Source organism: Sorangium sp. So ce375, assembly GCF_051473855.1.
Classification (GTDB): domain Bacteria; phylum Myxococcota_A; class Polyangia; order Polyangiales; family Polyangiaceae; genus Sorangium.
In genome coordinates this window covers 2,835,283-2,855,361 of record NZ_CP150335.1, presented here as the reverse complement: position 1 = coordinate 2,855,361, position 20,079 = coordinate 2,835,283, and the positions used below count along the sequence as shown (strand labels likewise).

General features: G+C 71.4%; 15 protein-coding genes. 11 read left to right on the top strand and 4 right to left on the bottom strand.

The annotated features are described in order from the left end of the window. Positions 1 to 151 precede the first annotated feature (151 nt). Entirely contained in the window at positions 152 to 1,756 is a 1,605-nt protein-coding gene (locus WME90_RS10875; RefSeq protein ID WP_437281023.1) for a lamin tail domain-containing protein, read from the bottom strand. Between the two features lie 78 nt (positions 1,757 to 1,834). Here WME90_RS10875 and WME90_RS10870 point away from each other — a divergent pair, with 78 nt between their 5' ends. Continuing rightward, positions 1,835 to 2,179 (top strand): helix-turn-helix domain-containing protein, encoded by a 345-nt coding sequence (locus WME90_RS10870; protein ID WP_437281022.1) that lies wholly within the window; start codon positions 1,835 to 1,837, stop codon positions 2,177 to 2,179. 42 nt (positions 2,180 to 2,221) lie between these two features. Here the strand turns inward: WME90_RS10870 and scpB are convergent, their stop codons facing one another. Both scpB and WME90_RS10860 read right to left on the bottom strand, forming a co-directional pair. Then, positions 2,222 to 3,940: an SMC-Scp complex subunit ScpB gene (gene scpB / locus WME90_RS10865; RefSeq protein ID WP_437281021.1), complete on the bottom strand. Its 1,719-nt coding sequence runs from the start codon at positions 3,938 to 3,940 to the stop codon at positions 2,222 to 2,224. Further along, the gene (locus WME90_RS10860) at positions 3,921 to 6,164 is read right to left on the bottom strand and encodes a segregation/condensation protein A (RefSeq protein ID WP_437281020.1); all 2,244 of its coding nucleotides are present in this window, start codon (positions 6,162 to 6,164) and stop codon (positions 3,921 to 3,923) included. Before WME90_RS10860 ends, scpB begins: the two co-directional genes overlap by 20 nt. A 125-nt stretch (positions 6,165 to 6,289) precedes the next feature. Between WME90_RS10860 and WME90_RS10855 the strand changes: the two genes are divergently transcribed. The 4 genes from WME90_RS10855 (at position 6,290) to WME90_RS10840 (ending at position 11,244) form a co-directional block, all read left to right on the top strand. Then, positions 6,290 to 8,653 carry a protein kinase domain-containing protein gene (locus WME90_RS10855; protein ID WP_437281019.1) on the top strand — a complete coding sequence of 788 codons (2,364 nt, stop codon included), beginning with the start codon at positions 6,290 to 6,292 and terminating at the stop codon, positions 8,651 to 8,653. A gap of 10 nt (positions 8,654 to 8,663) precedes the next feature. Further along, entirely contained in the window at positions 8,664 to 9,500 is an 837-nt protein-coding gene (locus tag WME90_RS10850) for a hypothetical protein (protein ID WP_437281018.1), read from the top strand. A 130-nt stretch (positions 9,501 to 9,630) separates the two neighbouring features. Next, positions 9,631 to 10,479, top strand: a complete 849-nt coding sequence (locus WME90_RS10845; protein ID WP_437281017.1) for a MaoC/PaaZ C-terminal domain-containing protein — start codon at positions 9,631 to 9,633, stop codon at positions 10,477 to 10,479. 51 nt (positions 10,480 to 10,530) lie between these two features. Beyond that, entirely contained in the window at positions 10,531 to 11,244 is a 714-nt protein-coding gene (locus tag WME90_RS10840; protein WP_437281016.1) for a peptidylprolyl isomerase, read from the top strand. A gap of 75 nt (positions 11,245 to 11,319) precedes the next feature. On the opposite strand, the gene WME90_RS10835 is transcribed toward WME90_RS10840, so the two are convergent. Beyond that, the gene (locus WME90_RS10835; RefSeq protein ID WP_437281015.1) at positions 11,320 to 12,510 is read right to left on the bottom strand and encodes a DUF6599 family protein; all 1,191 of its coding nucleotides are present in this window, start codon (positions 12,508 to 12,510) and stop codon (positions 11,320 to 11,322) included. Positions 12,511 to 12,587: 77 nt separating this feature from the next. On the opposite strand from WME90_RS10835, the gene WME90_RS10830 reads away from it, so the two are divergent. The 6 genes from WME90_RS10830 to WME90_RS10805 are packed head-to-tail and all read left to right on the top strand — an operon-like array spanning position 12,588 to position 20,012. Then, positions 12,588 to 13,319 carry a pilus assembly FimT family protein gene (locus WME90_RS10830; protein ID WP_437281014.1) on the top strand — a complete coding sequence of 244 codons (732 nt, stop codon included), beginning with the start codon at positions 12,588 to 12,590 and terminating at the stop codon, positions 13,317 to 13,319. Further along, positions 13,316 to 13,918, top strand: coding sequence for a type IV pilus modification PilV family protein (locus tag WME90_RS10825; protein WP_437281013.1), 603 nt, complete (start codon positions 13,316 to 13,318; stop codon positions 13,916 to 13,918). Before WME90_RS10830 ends, WME90_RS10825 begins: the two co-directional genes overlap by 4 nt. Beyond that, on the top strand, positions 13,915 to 15,261 hold the full coding sequence (locus WME90_RS10820) for a PilW family protein (RefSeq protein ID WP_437281012.1): 1,347 nt from the start codon (positions 13,915 to 13,917) through the stop codon (positions 15,259 to 15,261). The genes WME90_RS10825 and WME90_RS10820 overlap by 4 nt, the downstream gene beginning before the upstream one ends. Then, the gene (locus WME90_RS10815; protein ID WP_437281011.1) at positions 15,255 to 15,854 is read left to right on the top strand and encodes a hypothetical protein; all 600 of its coding nucleotides are present in this window, start codon (positions 15,255 to 15,257) and stop codon (positions 15,852 to 15,854) included. Before WME90_RS10820 ends, WME90_RS10815 begins: the two co-directional genes overlap by 7 nt. A 16-nt stretch (positions 15,855 to 15,870) precedes the next feature. Next, positions 15,871 to 19,482 (top strand): hypothetical protein, encoded by a 3,612-nt coding sequence (locus WME90_RS10810; RefSeq protein ID WP_437281010.1) that lies wholly within the window; start codon positions 15,871 to 15,873, stop codon positions 19,480 to 19,482. Further along, a complete protein-coding gene (locus tag WME90_RS10805) occupies positions 19,479 to 20,012 on the top strand; it encodes a hypothetical protein (RefSeq protein WP_437281009.1) in 534 nt (177 codons plus the stop codon). The genes WME90_RS10810 and WME90_RS10805 overlap by 4 nt, the downstream gene beginning before the upstream one ends. Positions 20,013 to 20,079 lie beyond the last annotated feature (67 nt).

Here is a 20,079-nt window from a genome sequence, read left to right as displayed (position 1 = left end):
CGCGGCAGCGTCTCCTCAGGTGGCGGCCCCCCCACCCGTCTGTCTACTCGATTGAAACCTAGCTCTCACAGACGGGTCCGTCACCCGCTTTGCTCGAATTTTCTCGGCCCCATGGCGAGTTCGCCCCGCGCGGAGGCAAACTCCCCATCCTTCAGGGGATCTCCTGGTTCATTATGTTCACGCGACCGGGCGTCGGCCAGTTGCTAGCGAAGGAGCCAGCCGAGCCATCTGGAGCGTGCGGCGCGACGCGGGCCAGGCTCATCCCCGGCTTTGGCTCGGGCGCGGCGGGCGACCTGGACAAGACTACACCTCCTCGATCCTTCAATTTGAGCGGTTCTCCCGAGTTCGACAGCCCGTGGCTGCCAAGTTTTGGGACGCGAAGAAGAAGCGTTTCGGGAGGAGGCGGAGGGTCGAGCTCATCATCAACGACGTAGTCCTCGTTGACGACCAGAGCGTACGCGCCGGGCATGAGGGGAATGGAGGGCAATTCCGTCTCGCCACCCACATCGGCGAGCACAACCCCTGTGAGGTCAGCGGGGACGTCACCGTCGTTGTAGAGCTCGACCCACTCCTGCCCTGGCTCTGGCCCGAGGGGGTTCGCCATCACCTCGTTGATGATCACATGGGGCATGGGCGCGAGGGTCATGGCTGAGAACGTCCGGCGCTCCACGATCCCCGCGTTGTCGATGGTGGCAATGGCGAGCTCGACAGGGCTCAGGGGCGGCAGGGGAGCGAGGACGAACGGCTCGCCCGACGGCATCGCGAGGACCTCGTCGAGCCCCGCGCCTGCGATGGCCCAGAGCAGCGGCGCATCCGCCGAACGGACCTGGATCCGATCGTCGGCGACCCGAGCGCAGCCGGGCCCGAGCGCGAGCTCGTCCGGAGCGCACACAGCTGCAACGGCTGGGAGGGGCTCCGATTCCAGCACAAACGGACGTGGGTCGAGGCTCACGGCCGCCGGCTCGCCTGGGAGCGCGACAGGGGGCCCCACGAGCCGCACGCCGTCGGCTCCGCGCGGTGTGGCGGCAGCGGGCTCCCCTTCGAAGCGCAGGCAGCGTGCGCCGATGTCGTCGACGGCGCCGCGGCGCAGCTCGCCCGTCGGTCCGTCCGGCGCGAGCGTCGCCGCGGTGACCATCTCGGGAAAGGGGATGTCGCCGCACCACACACCCAGGCGGAGGGTCGCGCCGGCCTCGGGCGGCGGCCAGAGCCGGGGGAGCACGGGCGGCGAGCCCTCCGCCGCGATCTGGATGTGGTGCGCGAACACAGGGCTGCCGCTCGCGATGGCATAGGTCTCCCCGGGCGCGAGCGGGGCGAGCGGCGCCACGGTCAGCGAGAGGTCTTCGGGGGGCGTCCCGTTCAGCCAGGCGATCGAGGGGACGATGCGCTCCGAGAGCGCCGTCGACAGCTCGCCTTGCTCTATCTGACGGAGGTGTGCCGCGCCGATCTTGCCGCGGATGACGAGCGCACGCGCGGGATCGACGCTCCCGGCAGAGGCGCCCGGGAGGAGCACACGCAGCCGCAGCACTGGAGGCGCGGCGTGCAGCGGCGCGGCGGGTTCTATCTGGAGCTCGGGGCCCGCGTCGGTGGGGCCGGCGACCTCGGCGTGCTCTTCGTCATCGTCCTCATCGAGGTGCGGGGGGACGACGAGCTCGGGCGCGCAGGACAGGGGAGAGGCCGCGAGCGGCGCGAGCGCGAGGGGCAGGGCGCGGAGGGCACAGGGAGCCCACGAGGGGCGAGTCGGGCGACGATGGGTCATGACGCGGAGTTCGGCAGGAGCGCGCTGCCGGTTGCTCGACGTCGCTTTCTTTTTTCGAGGCCGCTACCCTCGCCTCGCATGGCCCCCGAGGACATCAAGAAGCTCCGGCAGGAGCTCGGCTGCACGGCCCGCGAGCTCGCCGGAGCGCTGGGCATCGAGCAGGAGACGGTGCTCGCATGGGAGCACGGAGAGCTCTTTCCCACGAAGCGCTTCGTCGGAATGATGGAGGAGCTGCGACGCAAAGGTCCGGAGGCGATCCCCCGCAAGAAGAAGAGGCAGGCGACTACCTCGCCGCTCCAGCTGCTCGCCGATCCCGATCTCTGGAGGCTCTTCCGCAAGCTCCTCGCCCACCCCGAGCTGAGGAGCGCCGCATCGAAGCTGGCCGAGGCCTATCCGGATCCGACGGACGCTCCACCGCCCTGAGCGACGGAGTGACGCGCTGGACGTTCAGACGAGAGAGAACGTTCAGTCCTCGTCGTCTTCGTCCTCATCGTCTTCGTCCTCGTCGTCGTCCTCGTCGTCCTCGTCGTCCTCGTCGTCCTCGTCGTCCTCGTCGTCCTCGTCGTCCTCGTCCTCGTCGTCTTCGTCCTCGTCTTCACTCTCTTCGTCGCCTTCGTCTTCGCCCTCTTCGTCCTCGTCCTCGTCCTCGTCGTCCTCGTCGTCCTCGTCTGCGTCCTCGTCGTCTTCGTCGCGCAGTTCATTGGCGACCTCGTTGTCGTGCCGGAAAGCGTCCTTCTCGCCAGACGCTGCATCCGCTCCCACAACAGAGCTCTCCTCAGGCACTTCGTCTTCCATTGCTTCCATCGCGACATCTCCCTCCCGCGGCGCACCAGGCGACGCGCTGACGTCTTCCGGTAGATTCTCGCCCGAGCTCGCGACACTCGTCCGGATCGATCCTTCCGCGCCGGCGAAGCTCTCCTGTCCTGAGGTTACCGCAACCGTCTCGGGCGGCTCCTCGCCGAGCTCGCGCTCGTAGGCACGGCGCGACTCCTCGGTCAGCTCGGTGAACTCGCGCAGGGTGGGCAGCTCGCCGAGCGCCTTCAGGCCGAAGAACTCGAGGAACTGCGCCGTCGTGCCGTACAGCATCGGGCGCCCGGGCTCGTCCTTCTTGCCCAGGATCCTCACGAGGTCGCGCTCCAGGAGCGACTTGAGCGCCGCGCCGGAATCCACGCCGCGGATCTCGTCGATCTCGGGCCGCGTGATCGGTTGCCGGTACGCAACGATCGCGAGCGTCTCGGTCTGGGCGCGGGACATCTTGACCGGCTTTTGCTCGGTCACCTCGCGAACGAAGGGCGCAAATGCGGGGCTCGTTCGAAAGACGTACCCTCCGGCGACCTCGTCCAGGCGGAACCCCCGCCCCTCGTACTCGCCGGCGAGCTCGGACAGCAACTCTCGCACGACGCGGTGCTCCGCGTTCGCCGAACGGGCGAGGTCGCGGGCTGGCACCGGTCGCTCCGCCACGAAGATGAGCGCCTCAAGAACCCCCTTCAGGTGCTTGCGCGCAACCGCGGAGAGCCCCGACGCAGGCGTGCCCGTCACGCTTCGGGCGGGAACCTGGGCGCGGCGCGCCGGGTGTCCTAGCTGAGCCCATGCGGCGGCGCGGAGCCGCGCGACCACGTCGTGCCGCGCTCCCTTGGGCGCGCGCGGCTCCTTCTTCGCTCCCCGCGGCCGCTTCGTTCCGCCGAGCCATGCGTGCGCCGCCGCCCTCAGCCGCGCCGGCGTCCCCTGACCGCCCGCCCTCGCCGGCGTGCCCTGCCCCGGCGTCCTCGGCGCGCGCGGCTCCTTCTTCGCTCCCCGCGGCCGCTTCGTTCCGCCGAGCCATGCGTGCGCCGCCGCCCTCAGCCGCGCCGGCGTGCCCTGACCGCCCGCCCTCGACGGCGTGCCCTGCCCCGGCGTCCTCGGCGCGCGCGGCTCCTTCTTCGCTCCCCGCGGCCGCTTCGTTGCGCCGAGCCATGCGTACGCCGCCGCCCTCAGCCGCGCCGGCGTCCCCTGACCGCCCGCCCTCGCCGGCGCTCCCTGCCCCGGCGTCCTCGGCGCGCGGGGCTCTTTCTTGGCTGCCCGCGGCCGCTTCGTTGCACCGAGCCATGCGTACGCCGCCGCCCTCAGCCGCGCGGAATCGCTCTGTCCCGTCGCCTTCGCCACGCGTCGCCGCTTCGCCGCGGCATCAGCCACCGTCACGGCCATTCCCTGCGTCCACCTCATCCACCTCAGTCGACGGCGCCGCGATATCCGCCGAGGCCGGCACGTCGCTCGGGCCCGCGGCCGCGTCGGGCGCCGCCTGGTCCAAGGCGGGGCCAGCGTCCGCTTCGAGCGCAGGCTCGGTCCCTGCGATGTCTTGCGTTCGGCCTGCTTCCTCTGCTGGCTCGGTCTCCGACGCTGCCGGTTCACCGATCATCGCCTCGGCTGGCTCGGCCACGTCCGGCGGCGGTTCGCTGCTCGACGCCTCCGCAGCGTCCGCGAGCTCCGGTTCCACCAGCTCGCTGCTCACCGCCTCCGCCGGCTCGATCGGCTCCGGGCTCGCCGCGTCGTCGCTCGAATCCTCCGCAACGTCCGCGAGCTCCGGTTCCACCGGCTCTCCGCTCACCGCCTCCGCCGGCTCGACCAGCTCCGGGCTCACCGCGTCGTCGCTCGAATCCTCCGCAGCGTCTGCGATCTCCGGTTCTCCCGGCTCTCCGCTTGCCGCCTCCGCCGGCTCGACCAGCTCCGGGCTCACCGCGTCGTCGCTCGATTCCTCCGCAACGTCCGCGAGCTCCGGTTCCACCAGCTCGCTGCTCACCGCCTCCGACGGCTCGACCAGCTCCGGGCTCGCCGCGTCATCGCTCGAATCCTCCGCAACGTCCGCGAGCTCCGGTTCCACCGGCTCTCCGCTCACCGCCTCCGCCGGCTCGACCAGCTCCGGGCTCGCCGCATCGTCGCTCGAATCCTCCGCAGCGTCTGCGATCTCCGGTTCTCCCGGCTCTCCGCTTGCCGCCTCCGCCGGCTCGACCAGCTCCGGGCTCGCTGCATCGTCGCTCGATTCCTCCGCAACGTCCGCGAGCTCCGATTCCACCGGCCCGCTGCTCTCCGCCTCCGCCGGCTCGATCGGCTCCGGGCTCACCGCGTCGTCGCTCGATTCCTCCGCAACGTCCGCGAGCTCCGGTTCCACCGGCCCGCTGCTCTCCGCCTCCGCCAGCTCGATCAGCTCCGGGCTCGCCGCGTCGCTGCTCGCGCTCTCCGCCTCCTCCACGAGCTCCGATTCCACCGGCCCGCTGCTCTCCGCCTCCGCCGGCTCGATCAGCTCCGGGCTCGCCGCGTCGCCGCTCGCGCTCTCCTCAACGTCCGCGAGCTCCGGCCACGCCGCCTCTCCGCCTCCCTCCTCAGCGGCCTCCGCAACCCTGCGCTCACCGGGAGCAGGCGAAGCTCCTGTCCGTTCGCTCCCGGCCGCCTCGAACGGCTCCGCCGCGGGCGCTCCGTCCCCGGGATCGAACGCCTCCGGCTGCACGCCGTCCGACACCGAGAGCTCGATGTGGATCGGCGCCAGCGGGTCCGTCTGGTGGACCCGGATGAGACGCAGCTTGCACATCTCGAGCACGGCCAAAAACGTGATGACGACCTCGAAGCGCGGGATCACACCCCCCTTCGAGACGCTGTCGAGCAGCAGATCCTCGAACCGCATCGCTCGCCGCACCGAGAGCTTCTCCGTGAGCTCTACGATGCGATCCGTGATGCTGATGCGATCGAAGACGACCTCGTGATCAATCTGGACGTTCGTCCGCTTCAGCACCCGCTCGAAGGCGTCCAGAAGGCTGAAGATGGCCGTCTGCGCGAACGGAGCCGGCCCCTTCGGCACCTCGCTCTCGCTCATGCCGCGCGTGAACACGTCGCGCCCGAGCGTCCCGCGGTCGGCCAGCTCGGCCGCGGCGACCTTGTACTTCTGGTACTCCAGGAGTCGCCGGACGAGCTCCGCCCGCGGATCCTCCTCCTCGCCCGGCATCCCGTCGTCGTCCTGCCCCGCAGGCACGCTCGGCAGCAGCATCTTCGACTTGATGTGCGTCAACGTCGCCGCCATCACGAGGTACTCGCTCGCGAGATCGATCGACAGCGAGCGCATGATCCTCAGGTACTCGAGGTACTTTTCCGTGACAAAGCTCACGGGGATGTCGAGGATGTCGAGCTCGTGCTGCTGAATGAGGTGCAGCAGCAGGTCGAGAGGCCCCTCGAACGTGGGAAGCGTGACGACGTACTCGCCCTCGCGCGGCCCTGCGTCGGCCGCATCCCGGGCCGGCGATGCGACCTCCCGGGCGGGCGAGGCCGCCTCCCGGGCGGGCGAGGCGGCGGCCTGGCGCGCGGCGGGCGCAGGGGCGGCGCCCGCGTTGCCGCGCCCTTTGCCGTTGCGCGCCCGTGCTGCACCCGCCTTGGAACCGCTCACGCCGCGACCGTAGTCGCAAGGCGCCGGTCGGTCCACGCCCGAGCGCCCCCGGCCGCCCCGACGCGCCGAAACGCCGCTCCGTCCGAGAATTTATGGCGAGAGCGGTGCTAGGATCAGCGCCGTCGATGGAGCCGTCCCCCGCGAAGAGCTGCCCCTCGTGCGGCGAGCGCTACGACGCGGGCGTGCTCTATTGCCCGCGCGACGGGACCCCGCTCGCGAGCTCGCGCAAGAGCCCGACGTTCGGCGCCGCCGAGCGCGACCCGTACGTGGGCATCACGCTCGGCGGGCAGATCCAGATCCGCCACCTCATCGGCATCGGCTCGATGGGCCGCGTTTACCGCGCTTTCCAGGCCGGGATCGAGCGCGACGTGGCCGTGAAGATCCTCCACCGCGAGCTCAGCAGCAACGCCGAGCTCGTGAGCCGCTTCCACCGCGAGGCCAAGATCGCGAGCCGGCTCGTCCACCCGAACGTCGTCCAGGTGCTCATGACCGGGAGCGTCCCCGCCGCGGCCGACCCCCGGATCGGCGGGGAGCTCTACCTCGTCATGGAGCACCTCGACGGCATCTCGCTGCTCTCCGCGCTCGCCGCTGCAGGGGCAGGCGGCGAGAGCGAGGCGCTGCCGCTCCCGAGGGCGCTCCACATCGCCCTCCAGGTGTGCGACGCGGTCGGCGAGGCGCACGCGCAGGGCATCGTTCACCGCGATCTCAAGCCCGAGAACATCATGCTCGTCCGCCGCGGCGAGGACCCGGATTACGTGAAGGTGCTCGACTTCGGCATCGCCCGCCTCGACTGGGCCGACAAAGCGATGACCACCCAGGCGGGGCTCATCTTCGGCACCGCCAAGTACATCTCCCCCGAGGGAGCCGAGGGGCAGCGGGTCGGTCCGCCGGCGGACGTCTACTCCATCGCGACGATGCTGTACCAGTGCCTCGCGGGGCGCGCCCCGTTCGAGGGCGACTCGCCCGTCGCGCTGCTGGTCCAGCACACGCACGCCCCGCCGACGGACCTGCGCAGCATCGCGCGCTCCAGCTACGTGCCCGCGCCCATCGCGCAGATCGTGATGCAGAACCTCGCCAAGAAGCCCTCGGAGCGCGCCCCGGACGCGCGCGCTCTCGGACGCGATCTCGCCCTCGCCGTGCGAGCGAGCGGCCTCGACCCCGATGAGATCGCCGCCCAGCCCGGGCTCCTGCGCGCCAGCGCGGTCATGAAGCTGGCCTCGAAGTCGCGCACGAAATCGCTCGATCTCTCCCCCGCGCTCGCCGCTCAGATCGGCGGCATCGCCGCGCCGACGCTCGAGAGCGCCCACATCGGCGACCTCGAACCGCGCCTCCCTGGGGGCGAGGCAGCACGCTACAGCGACCCCGCGTCGCACCGCCGCGAGGAGGAGCGCGCCTCCTCCAGCGGCGCGGAGCGCACCTCGTCGCCGAGATCGAGCGGCGTCGAGCGCTCTTCCTTCAGCGGCGTCGAGCGCTCCTCCGCCAGCTTCGGCGGCGTCGAGCGCTCTTCCTTCAGCGGCGTCGAGCGCCCTTCCTTCAGCGGCGTCGAGCGCTCCTCCGCCAGCTTCGGCGGCTCGGCGCCCTCCTGGACCACGCCGCTCGCCGCGCCGGCCCCGGCCGAGCGGCCTTCGAGCGGCGCGCACCTCGAGGATGCGGCGGACGGGCCGGCGAGCTCGTCGATCGGCCTCGACCCGCTGCGCGACGCTGCGCCCGTACCGTCGACCATGCAGGGCGTCGAGTCCGCGGCGCGGCCGCTCCCACGCCGCGCGATGATCGCCCGCGCGACCGCGCTCCTCGCGTGCGCGAGCGCGGTGGGGTTCGTCGTGTTCCTCGGCGGGCGGCACCTCGGCGCCTTCGGCGGGCCGGCCGAGCGCGACACCCTCGAGGGGCACATCGAGCGCGCGCGCGCCTGCATGGGCAGGCACGCCTGGGACACGCCGCCCCGCGAGAACGTCAAGGAGATCGTCTCGCAGGCGCTCGCGCGGTGGCCGGGAGACGCGCGGCTCGCCGAGCTCCGCCGCGAGTCGTCCGAGCGCATCGTCGCCGACGCGCTCGGGCGGAAGTACGCCGGCGACAAGACCGGCGCGATCCGGCTGGCGAAGCTCGCGCTCGAGCTGCACCCGGCGCTCACCACCGCCCAGCACCTCGTCGCCGAGCTCTCGGGCGGCCCGCAGACCACCGCCCCGACGCCGCCCCCCGAGGTCGCTCCGCAGAGCGCGGGGCCGACCGCAGGCCCCGACCGCCGGCCTGCGCCCCGCCGATCCACGCCGACCGAGGTCCGCGGCGCGCCCCCGGGTCAGCCGGCGGCCCCCGTCCCCCGGGGCGCGCCGGCCCCGCAGCCGACGCCGGGGGGCGCGGGCTCGCCCGAGAGCCCAGGCGCCGGCTCGCCGCCGGCCAGCGCCGCACCTGCGCCGGTCCTGCCCCCCTCGCCCCCGCCGCTGCCCACGGACGCCGCCTCGCCGCTCCCCGCGTCGACGGGTCCATGGCTATAATCCAGAGAAGGTGAGTCCAGGCGGCCGGTACCCGACGTTGCAAGCGCCCGCCAACGTCCGCGCCGGGCAGGGCGCTCGGGCAGCGCCGGCGCGCCATGACAGCGCGCGATCGGCGCGCGCGCGCGGCGCCGCGTGCGCCGCCGCGCTCGCCGCGCTCCTGCTCTCCGCCCCCGGCCGCGCCGACGAGAGCAGGGCGGCCCGCCGCGCCGTCGCCGCGCGCGAGCGCGGCTTCCCCTACACCATGGTGGAGGTGAGCAGCGGCGTGATGACGCTCCCAGGCGCCGACGTCTGCCCCGTCTCGCCGTCTCCGAGCGCCTGCGAGCAGGGCGAGACGAGCGTCTCCCTCGGCATCCACAACCTCTACCGCTGGCGCGACATCGGCTTCGGCGCAGGCATCTTCTGGGCGGCGACGCTGACCTCCGACGCCGCGCGCGGCGCGCGCAGCCTCGGGCGCGATCACGCGCGCAGCTACTTCATGCTCGATGGGCTGTTTCGCTATTACGCCTTCCGAATCCGCAAATCGGAGTGGTGGGCCGGCGCGACGATCGGCGGCGTCGTCGTCAACGACTCGTGGTCGGTCGATGCCGATCGCAACCCGTACTCGGACACGGCGTACGTCGGGCCCAGGGCGGCGACGATCGGCACCGAGGGGGTCGCCGCGGGGCTCGCGTTCGGCGGCGACTGGGCCTTCGCCGACAACTGGAGCGTCGGGAGCCACATCCGCTACTCGAGCTGGTTCCTCCCGGAGCAGCGCAAGGTCTCTCCCACCGGCGATCGCGCCTCGCTCTCCGAGCGCGTCGACATGTTCAACATCGGCGTCCTGATCGCGTACCGCCTGGCGCTCTGACGCCGCGTGAAGCGCCGCCAGCGGCGCCTCACGCTCTGACGCGGCGGTCGGGCTCAGCGGGCGGCAGTTGACGCGACATCGCCAGGTCGGTACGCCTGCCCAGCCGTTCTCATCCTGCGAGGAGCCCCCGATGCCGCTGAATCTCTCGAAGGTCGGCTACACGACCCAGCCCAGCGCGTTCACCTTCAACTGGAAGACCCTGGCCACCTACGCGCTCGGCATCGGCGCGAAGCGCGAGGAGCTCGAGTACCTCTACGAGGGCACGCCGGGGGGCATGAAGGTCTACCCCACGTTCGGCGTCATCCCGTCCCAGGGGAGCGTGTTCGAGGCGCTCGAGGTGGCCGGGGCCGAGCTGGCGCTCATCGTCCACGGCGGGCAGACGCTCCGGGTGCACCGCCCGCTCCCGACGAGCGGGACCCTGTACACGACCGCCACCCTGACGGCCATCTACGACCTCAAGAAATTCGCGCAGGTGATCGTCGAGACGAAGACGACGCTGAACGATGAGCCGCTCTTCGACACGGTGTGGTCGATCATCGTGCGCGGCGTCGGCGGCTTCGGCGGGCCGCGCCCGCCGCACGCCGAGTCGGAGGCCCCCGTGCCGAAGGATCGCGAGCCCGACTGGGTGGTCGAGCAAGCGACGACGCCCGAGCAGGCGCTGCTCTACCGGCTCTCGGGCGACGACAACCCGCTGCACGCCGATCCGGAAGTCGCGGCGAAGGCGAACTTCGCGCAAGGCCCCATCCTGCACGGCCTCTGCACGTACGGCTTCGCGGCGCGCGCGATCATTCAGAAGGCGGCGGGCGGCGACGCGAGCCGGCTGCGGGCGTACGGCGCGCAGTTCCGCAAGCCGGTGTGGCCGGGCGACACCCTCATCACGCGGGGCTACGCGCTGGAAGGCGGCAAGGTCGCGGTGGTCACCTCTGTCAAGGATCGCCCCGATCCGGTGCTCACGAGCGCGTGGGCGGAGATCGGCTAACGGCCGGCGTGGTCGCGTGCTAAGGGCCGAGGCCCGGATCAGGGAAGCGCTATGAGCAAGACGACTGCGAAGGACAGGGCCAAGGACGACGAGGACCTCGACGACGAGGGCGGGTCGACCGACGAAGGCAACGACGACGGCGAGGAGGAGGCGAAGGCCACGGCGGCCCACGGCCGCGGCCGAGGCCACGCGCACGACGACGACGACGCGGAGGACGACGGCTCCGAGCCGGAAGATCAGTACTGGTGGGCGCCGCACGCCGTGCTCAGCGCGCTCGTGCTGATCGGGCTCCTCGGCTTCTTCGGCATGTTCAACAAGACGCCGCTCGCCCGCCTCGCGGCCCCGGTCGCCCCGGAGCCCGACGAGCACGCGCACGCCACCGCCGCCGAGCCGACGCCCGCTCCGCCGCAGCCCCGCCCGGCGGCGCAGGCGCCCAGGGAGATGTTCGGCGCGAAGCACCTGCTCGTCATGTACAAGGGGAGCCGCCGCGCGCCCCCGACCATCGAGCGCACGAAGGAAGAGGCGAAGATCCGCGCGAGCGAGGCCCAGGAGAAGGCCAAGTCCGACCCGAGCAAGTTCGCGGACATCGTGAAGGAGTACTCGGACGAGCCGGGCGCGGACAAGCGCGGCGGCGACCTCGGCAAGTTCCCGAAGGGCGCGATGGTCCCGGAGTTCCAGGCGGGCCTCGAGAAGATCAAGGTCGGCGAGGTGAGCGGCCTCGTCGAGACGCCGTTCGGCTTCCACGTCATCCTCCGCACGCAGTGAGCGCACGGCGCCGCCCGGCCCGCGGCGCTGCAGCGTCGCGGGCCCCGCGGGCGGCTCGCCCCCCTCCCGCCGCGCTCAGCGCGCCGGCGCGGTGACGAGCTTCTTCAGCCGCGACGTCTTCTCTTCTTTGGTCAGCGTCAGCTTGGCGTGCTCGTCGGCGGTCATGCCGTTGCGGAGCACGCGGGCCTCGTCGCCGATGCCGTAGACGGTCTTGTCGGCGCGGGCGAACACCCACTCGGTCGCGGGGCCCTCGCCTTCCTTGTTCATGACGCGCACCGAGCCGTCGCCGATGCCCTTCTCCCTGGCCGCGCCAGGCAGCTTTGCCAGCGTCGACAGCACGTCCTTGGCCTGGTCGACGTCGTCGCGCACGAGCGCGACCACCCTGTAGCGCTTGTCGACCTCCTTGTAGTAGCCGAACGCGCCGGGCCCAGCGCCATCCACCCCGAGCACGTCCTTGGTCTCGTAGCGGATGCCGAGCTGGATCATGTTGTCCTTGGGCAGCGCCCCCGCTGCAGGCGGCAGCGACGGCTCGCCGGGCAGCTTCGCGCCCATCTCCTTCACGAGCCCAGGCAGGACCTTCTCGCTCGACGACTTGAGCGCCGCCTCGGCCAGCGCCTCGTCGTTGTACGTGATCTCCGCGAGGTACTGCCCGCGCCAGAGGTAGGCGTTCCCGACGCCCATCGCGGCCGCGCCGCCGCCCTCGATCTCGCGCGGCGTCGCCTCGTCGGCGGGGTCGCCGTCGCCCACGGTGCGCTTCGTGAACATCCCGTAAGCCCCCTCCGTGGATCCGAACTTCGAGAGGTGGACGTCGACGGTCGCGGAGCCGCCGGCGCCGCTCACGTACCGCGCCTCGACCACCCGCCGCACGCCGAATCCCTTGTAGATCTCGCACTCCCCGTCGAACATGTCGCAGATGCTGTCGAGCGGCAGGGGCGCCGATTCCCCGAACGTCTTCTCCGCGCCGTTCGGGTCGAGGCAGAACCCGGCCGTCGTGCGCGGGAAGAACGGCGCGCTCGCCGCGTCGCCGATCGTCCCCCCACCGCCAGCGCAGGCCGCCGGCTTCGCGGCCGGCGGAGGCGGCGGCGGCGCGCCGAGCGGCTCTTCCTTCTTGCTGCAGCCCGAAGACAGCGCGGCCGCGAGCGCGCCGGCGAGCAGCGCGCGGGAGCGCCAGGGCCTCCCGGAGCACGCGCTGTACGCGCGAGTCGCAGCAGACGCGCTGTGGTCAAACGGGACGCTCGGCGAACACCTTTCGGGCGGAAATCGCATGGCTCGTTCGCCTTGCACCTTTTTTCATAGCGCCGCAATCGTTAGCGCCCGCGGAGGATCGCTTTGAGAGATTCGCCATGAAGTTCGATGACTTAGCGATCCCCATCGAGGGCATGCGGCTTGCCTTTGCCGGGCCTTTGGTGCGTCCTCACTCCTGTTCGCGACCTCCTCCCCGTGATTCCGATCGACCGCGGGCCTGCGCTCCGGGACCGCGCGCGCCGCGCCGGCGACGTGGAGACGCGCGCGGCTTCACGCTCCTGGAGCTGCTCGCCGTGGTGATCCTCATCGGCATCCTGGCCGCCGCGGCGTCGCCGAGCTTCGTGAGCGGCATGCGCGATCGCCGCGTGAACCGGACCGCGATGGAGATCAGCGGCATCTACCGGCTCGCGCGTTACCAGGCGATCGGGCGCGGGACGGCGGTCCTCGTCCGGTGGACCGCCTCGACAGGCGAGCTCCAGGTGCGGCAGGCGCTCGTGCAGGACGCCGCCGGCTCGCTGATTTCGAGGAGCTGCCTCAGCGTCGCCGACTGGATGGATCCGGCCGAGACCGAGCCTGTCACGATGCTCCGCACCGCCGGCATCGAGCTGGCGGCGGTGGAGCTGCGCGATCCCACCGCGCCCGACGGCGTGGTGCGCGACAACGCCGACGTCTGCTTCACGCCGCGGGGGCGGACGTTCGTCCGCTACGACCCAGGCGCGGGGCTCGCGCCGCTGCTCGGCGCGCTCCGGGTGAACGTGACGAACACCAGGACCGGCCTCCTGCGCTCGGTCTTCGTCCCGCCGAACGGCGTCGCGAGGCTCGGGCTGTGAGCGCGGCGCGTGCGAAGAGGGCGGCGAGCCGCGGCTACACGCTCATCGAGGTCATGGCGGCGCTCGGCGTGCTCGCGATCGGCGCCACCGGGGTGCTCGCGCTTCAGAAGGCGACGCTCATCAGCAACACGAACGCGCGCAACCTCGCGATCGCCAACAGCATCGCCATGACCTGGGCAGAGCGGCTGCGGGTCGACGCGCTCCAGTGGAACGATCCCATGCGGGTGCCCGACATCGCCAGCGACACGGCTTGGCTCGCGCTCAGCACCACCGCCCCGTTCACGAGGGTAACCCCCACGCAAATCCCGGCGCTCGGTGCGCCGAGCGCCGACGTGGTCGGAGCCGACATCTACGCGGGCGACACGTCGGCGTCCGCGTTCTGCACGCACGTCCGCTTCAGCCAGTTCACCAACTCCGCGTCGGGCACGCTGCTCTGGGGCAGCCTGATCCGCGCCGAGATCCGCGTCATCTGGGAGCGCAACGGGAACCCGATCAACTGCGGGATCGCCCCGGCCACCGTCGACGCACAACCCGAGCGCTTCGGCGCGGTCTACCTGACGACAGGCCTGCTCCGGAACACAAGCGAGGACCGGCGATGACGACGAGCCGACGCACCACCCCTCCGCGAGCGCGCGCTTCAGGACAGCGAGGCTTCACGCTCGTGGAGCTGCTCATCGCGATGGCGGCCGGCCTCGTCGTGTCGCTGGCGGCCTTCATGCTCTCGAAGAACGCGACGCGCTTCTTCCAGAACGAGGCGAGGGCCTCCGCCTCGCACCTCGCCGCGACGATCGGGCTGAACCGGCTCGCCGCGGATCTGCAGCGCGCCGCCTATCTCTCGTCGCCCAACATCCTCCTGGACCCGCAGGTCTGCCAGGTCCCGGCCGCGCCGATCGGCCTGAGGCGCCTCGCCGGCATCTCGATCCTGCGCGCAGGGTCGGAGTTCCTCCATGGGACGGAGCTCAGCCAGAGCATGGCCAACGACCTGCACCCTGACTCCATCATCATCGGCGGCAGCTTGAACAGCACCGAGCTGTTCGAGTTCAGGAAGATCAGCGATGAGACGGGCGACTGGGTCGTCGAGCTCAACCCGAACAGCGCCGCCGTGCAGCGCACGCTCGCGCGCGCGCAGGGCGGCGGGCAGAGCCTGACCCAGATCTTCGCTCCCAGCCGGTTCCTGCGCATCATGGTCCGCGGTCAGGAGAAGTTCCTGTACGGCGTCATCGAGAGCGCCAATGTGATCGGCGCTCCGCCCACCACGATCGCCGTCACGCTGAAGGGTGTTCCCGGCCTGCCGAAGCTGGAGGGGCTCGCTGATTGCGGCGTGACCCCCGGCGGCGCCACCGGCGACGGAGGATGGGTGAGCGTCGTCTCCCGCGTCCGCTACGACATCCGGAGCCTCGTCGGCAAGGCGACGGCCTACGCCCCCCTCGTGAAGCCCGTCACGCCGGAGCTCACCGGCGACAACGGCCGCACCGAGCTCGTGCGGGTCGAGCTCGATGAGGAGGATCAAGAGATCGACGACACGCTCGAGGTCGTCGCGGAGTACGCCGTCGATCTGAAGTTCGGGATCTCCGTCGCGCAGGAGAGCGCCGTGCCTGGAGTGACCGATCCGCAGATCACACGGTTTCCGATCATGTTGACCGACAACGCGGCCGTGTACACGAACGCGGCCGCGAACGACCAATCAGGGGCCGTGCCGGAGCGCGTGCGGTCGGTCCAGGTGCGGCTCTCGACCCGCACCCGGGCTCCCGATCGCGACGTCCCCCTCCCCTTCCCCGTGGGCCCCGATGGCCGCAGGCTCAGGTTCCTGATCCCCGGCATCAACGCCAGCGCCAACACCTACGGAAACACGGCGCCTGCCGGAGCGCCGCCGGTCTATGCCCGGATGCGCACGCTCTACGCCGACATCGCGCTCCCCAACCAGGCCTACGTCAAATGGTGAACGCAAGCATCGCCCGGTCCCGCCGGCGCTCCCGCGAGCGGGGCGCCGCCGTCTTCATCGTCGTGCTGGTCATCACGATGCTCACCGCCATCGGCCTGTTCGCGGCGCACGCCGCCACGCTGTCGACCATCGCCAGCGGCCACGAGCGCCGGATGACGCAGACGCACTACCTCACCGAGTACGCGATGCAGCTCGCGATCGCCGAGATCGAGGAGAAGGGCGGCCTGGAGATGATCCCGAGATCGACGAGCTGCTCGGTCGCCACCAACGAGTGCTGGCCGCTCCTGCCGCACACGTTCGGCGCCGCAGAACCGCTCCTGGAGCCGCCAGTTCTTGGGACGCCGGAGACGCCCGGGAGCCTTGGTCGCACCAACGTCCAGTGGATCGCCAAGGTGGAGATCACTGATAAGATAAAGCCCGCAATAGGAAACCGCGCCGGCAGCGACATGGGCGGCCCGAACCCGGTGAGCGTCGATTACTGCACGGTCACCATGAGCGCGCGGCTCATCGCCTGGCCCGGCGGCTCGGCCATCGCCACGGCGGGAAGCCAGGAATCGATGTCGGTGGTCGCCGATATCCTCTGCTCGAAGTGACGAACCGGAGCGCACGATGCGAAACCTGACGAAGGTCCTTGTCACCATGGGCTCCGCAGCGGCGGTCGGCCTCATCGCGGCACGCGCGCGCGCGCAGGCCATGGATGTGGAGCCGCCGCTGCCCAACGTGCTCTTGCTGGTCGACACGTCGGGCTCGATGGAGAAGACGGTTGCGGGCGGGGAGCCGGACTGCAATCCCGGCACTCCCCCCGCCTCCGAGGACCTGAAGAGCCGCTGGACGAAGCTCGTCGAGTCGCTGACGGGCCCGATCCAGGACTTCAGCTGCGTCGCGCAGCCGCGCACAGGCGCGTTCGTCACCGAGTTCAGCGTCGGGGGAGTGCCGCCCTACGACAGGAACTACTACATCCCGTTCCATCGCATGATCTCCGGTCACTGCACGCACGGCCCGGGGGCGACCTACGATCAGGTGGGAAAGCATCGCTGGGACAGCGCGGCCCCTTGCACGACGGATTTTGCGCAGCTCGATACCGGCCTGCTCGACGTCTACATGGACCGGATCCGGTTCTCGCTCATGACGTTCGACACGCTGCCCGACGCGGGCACCGGGCTCCTCTCCGGCGTGCCCGATCCCTCGGGCGGCATGGCGGGGATGTGGAGCTACTTCCTCGGGTTCCAGAGCGGCGCAGGATACCCGGCGCGGGGCAACCCGCCGGCGTGCGCTGCCGCGGACATGGAGGTCGGCGCCAGGAACCCGGCCGCGCCGCTCTGGGAAGGGCCGCTCATCCCCTTCCCGTCGTACACGGCGGACATCACCGAGGTCCGCGGGGTGAACCTGGATATCCAGAAAGCGCTCCTCGCGACGCGCCCTTACGGTGCCACGCCGCTCGCCGGGATGCTGTCCGACGCGCGCGACTACATCTTCAACGAGATCTCGACGTGGGAGGGCAAGCCGCTCGGGCCGCGCGACGATCCGTACATCACCGGCGGCTGCCGCAAGACCTCGATCGTGCTCATCTCCGACGGCGAGCCGAACCTCGACCTGCGCCCGACCTGCGCGCAGGGCGCCGGCCCCGGCCCCGAAGGGACGGGCTGTCCCTACGAGGAGCCGCAGGTCATCGCCCACTCGCTCAACAGCCACCTCAACCCGAACCGGCGCGTGGAGACCTATACCGTCGGGTTCGGCCTCTCCGCGGAGGCGGGCATCGACTGCACGACGCTCTCCTCGGTCGACTTCCTGGCCGGGGGGCGCTGCGTCGGCGCGTCCGGCGCGCTCAAGGCGTGCTGCACGCTGTCGCGCATCGCCATCGAGGGCGGGACCGACCGCGGCTATTTCCCGAACGACGCCACCCAGCTCTCCGAGGTGATGTCGCGGATCTTCGCGCACATCGCCGCGAACTCGACGAGCCGCACCCTCCCCGTCTTCGCCAACGCGACCGCGACCCACACCGGCAGCACCGCCGAGGGGGTTGCGTACCAGTTCGCCTCGTCGTTCAGCCCGCCGCCGGACGGCTCGCTCTGGACCGGCAACCTCGAGCGCAAGCGCTTCGTCTGCGAGACCGTGAACGGCGTCATGACGACGCAGCTGAAGGACGTCGACCCGGAGAAGGGCGACGACTTCGCGGCCAACGTCAACTCCGGCGCCCTCACACGGGCGCGGCAGTTCTTCACGGTGATCGGCGATCTCGACACCACCGCGCAGCGCATCTGGTCGAGGCGGAGCATCCGCCCCGACGACGTCGCCACGGACGGGCTGGGCAACTACAAGGGCACGATGACCGCGCTCGCGGAGGGGTCGATCTTCGCGGGTGGGCTCGCCAGCGCGTCCCGCGCGCTCGACCTCGATCCCAGCGGGGCCGTCCCGCCGCAGTGCTCGGGCGGGCTGCAGACGACCGACGCCGCGACCTGCGCCCGGCGCCTCATCGAGTGGGAGGTCGGCGAGGCGATGCCCCCGGGCATCGCCTCCCGTAACGGCAACGAGCTCGGCAGCATCTATCACTCCACGCCGGTCGTCGTGGGACCGCCGAACGACTACATCCCCGACGAGTCCTACCGGGCCTTCGCGGAGGACCCCGATCAGGCGAGCCGGCCGCTCGTGCTCTACACGGCGACGACCGACGGGCAGCTGCACGCCTTCCAGGTGGCCGCGGCGAGCGCGACCGACGATCTCAAGGTCGACAAGGTCGAGAACAACGAGCTCTGGTCGTTCCTGCCGCCCCACGTGCTCCCCCGGCTGCTCGCGACGTTCAATCAGCAATCGCTGCTGCTCGACGGCGCGCCCGTCGTGAAGAACGTCGTCTTCGAGCGCACGTCGGCGCAGGTGAGCAACGCCAACGCGACCTGGAACACCGTGCTGCTCGCCGGCGGCGGCGCGGGCGGCAGCTTCTACTACGCGCTCGACGTGACGGACCCGCATCACCCGCAATTCCTCTGGCAGCTCTCCACGGACGACGCCGGCAATCCGCTGTTCGGTGACACGACGCCGACGCCGGCGATCGGCATGGTCGAGATGCTGGACGAAGGCGCGATCAAGGAGATCGCGGTCGCCATCCTGCCCGGCGGCTCTGCCCCGCTCGACACCAGTCAGAGCGCGTGCAACCGGCAGAACCCGACGCCCTCGCTCTTCCATCCGACGGGCACCCTGGCGGTCCGCGACTCGGTCCGGTGCTGGGGCAGCGCGGGCACCGGCGGCCCCGTCGGCCCGTCGCGCTCGCTCACGATCGTCCGGCTCGACACGGGAGAGATCATCCGCACGTTCCGGGGCCGCCTCGACGAGGCCCCGGGCGGGCTCGGCTCGCGGCGCAAGGTGGTCGACTTCGACTCTCCGATCACCGGCGTCCCCGTGCCGTTCCCGGCGGGGGTCGGCGAGGTCGCCGAGCGCATCTATGTCGGCGACGCCGACGGGACGCTCTGGCGCGTCAGCCTGTCGAGCACGAACCCGGACGAATGGACCGTGGACCTGGCCTGGGACGCGTACTCGTTCCAGAGCGACACGGCGGCGAGCAGCCAGCCGATCCAGACGACGCCGATCGTGAGCACCGATCCGCTCGGCAACAAGGTCATCCTGTTCTCCACCGGCGATCAGGAGACGTTCACGGCGGGCGGCACCATCGAGACGCGGGTCTGGTCGATCACCGAGCGCCCGTACAACAGCAGCCTCCGCTTCAGCGAGAACTGGGTCATCCCGTTCACGGGCGGCAAGCGCGTGACCGGGCCCATCTCCCTCTTCAACGGCTGCGCGTACTTCGCGACGTTCACGCCCGTCGCGCCCGGCACCTACACGTGCGCGGACGGGGCCGGCTCGATCTGGGGCGTCGACTACCTGATCGGCGCGGCGGGGACGCCGGCCGCGTACCCCCACGCCTGCCTCGTCGTCGATCCGCTCGCGGGTCCCCAGCACGAGGAGGAGCAGCCGCCGGGCACGATCGTCTTCGGCGTGGCGGTGACCCAGAAGCCGACCTGCACGGAGACGGATACCTTCGAGGATCAGTTCTTCGGCACGCAAACGATCGTCCGGCAGTCCAGCCCGCCGGAGTACCAGCTCGTGTTCCACACCGGCGCCGCGGGCCAGGCGGACGCCCAGGGGGCGACGACGCGAACGAGCACGAGGACGCTGCAGCGGCCGCGCAAGGTCGTTAAGATCGACTCGTGGGCCACCCTCATCGAATGACGCGAGCCGGCCTGTCGCGCGCGCTCGCCGCGCTCGTCGCGTGCGCTTCGGCCGCGCCCGCCTGCCGCGGCGACGCCGGCGCGCCGGCGCCGGCGCCGCCGCCGAGCGAGGCCGCGGCGCCGAAGCCGCCGGTCGACCAGGCGCTTCCGGGCGAGCTCGCCGAGGGGGTCGAGCAGGCGTTCGGCCTGCCCATCCCGCGGCGCATGAAGGTGCGCGCGCGATTCTCCGATGCCGTCTTCGCCGTCGGGGAAATCCCGGCCGAGCGGGTGGCGAACTACGTGCGCACGCGCGTCCTCGCCGGAAACGTCGAGACCGGGCCCGCGAAGACGATCTTCTCGCGCGCCACCGTGAAGAGCGCGCCAGAGCGGGTGATCCGGATCGAGGTCGTCTCGCGCGCGCACCTCTCGGAGCTCGTCGTCCGCGACGAGACCCGGCCGCCTCCGGAGCAGGGCCTGTCCGTCGAGGAACGCTGGCGTCGCAGCGGGCTCACGCCGGACGGCAAGGTGCTCGATCCCACCCACCTCGAGTGAGCGCGGCGGCGGCGGCGGCCTCGACCTCCCGCGCCGCGGAGGCCGCCGCGCCAGTCGACATCTCCGA

Excerpts from the sequence above, each read along its gene's own strand:
- scpB (WP_437281021.1), bottom strand. The coding sequence starts at position 3,940 with ATGGCCGTGACGGTGGCTGATGCCGCGGCGAAGCGGCGACGCGTGGCG.
- WME90_RS10875 (WP_437281023.1), bottom strand. The coding sequence starts at position 1,756 with ATGACCCATCGTCGCCCGACTCGCCCCTCGTGGGCTCCCTGTGCCCTC.
- WME90_RS10830 (WP_437281014.1), top strand. The coding sequence starts at position 12,588 with ATGAAGTTCGATGACTTAGCGATCCCCATCGAGGGCATGCGGCTTGCC.
- WME90_RS10870 (WP_437281022.1), top strand. The coding sequence starts at position 1,835 with ATGGCCCCCGAGGACATCAAGAAGCTCCGGCAGGAGCTCGGCTGCACG.
- WME90_RS10815 (WP_437281011.1), top strand. The coding sequence starts at position 15,255 with ATGGTGAACGCAAGCATCGCCCGGTCCCGCCGGCGCTCCCGCGAGCGG.
- WME90_RS10855 (WP_437281019.1), top strand. The coding sequence starts at position 6,290 with ATGGAGCCGTCCCCCGCGAAGAGCTGCCCCTCGTGCGGCGAGCGCTAC.
- WME90_RS10810 (WP_437281010.1), top strand. The coding sequence starts at position 15,871 with ATGCGAAACCTGACGAAGGTCCTTGTCACCATGGGCTCCGCAGCGGCG.
- WME90_RS10820 (WP_437281012.1), top strand. The coding sequence starts at position 13,915 with ATGACGACGAGCCGACGCACCACCCCTCCGCGAGCGCGCGCTTCAGGA.
- WME90_RS10840 (WP_437281016.1), top strand. The coding sequence starts at position 10,531 with ATGAGCAAGACGACTGCGAAGGACAGGGCCAAGGACGACGAGGACCTC.
- WME90_RS10845 (WP_437281017.1), top strand. The coding sequence starts at position 9,631 with ATGCCGCTGAATCTCTCGAAGGTCGGCTACACGACCCAGCCCAGCGCG.
- WME90_RS10835 (WP_437281015.1), bottom strand. The coding sequence starts at position 12,510 with ATGCGATTTCCGCCCGAAAGGTGTTCGCCGAGCGTCCCGTTTGACCAC.
- WME90_RS10805 (WP_437281009.1), top strand. The coding sequence starts at position 19,479 with ATGACGCGAGCCGGCCTGTCGCGCGCGCTCGCCGCGCTCGTCGCGTGC.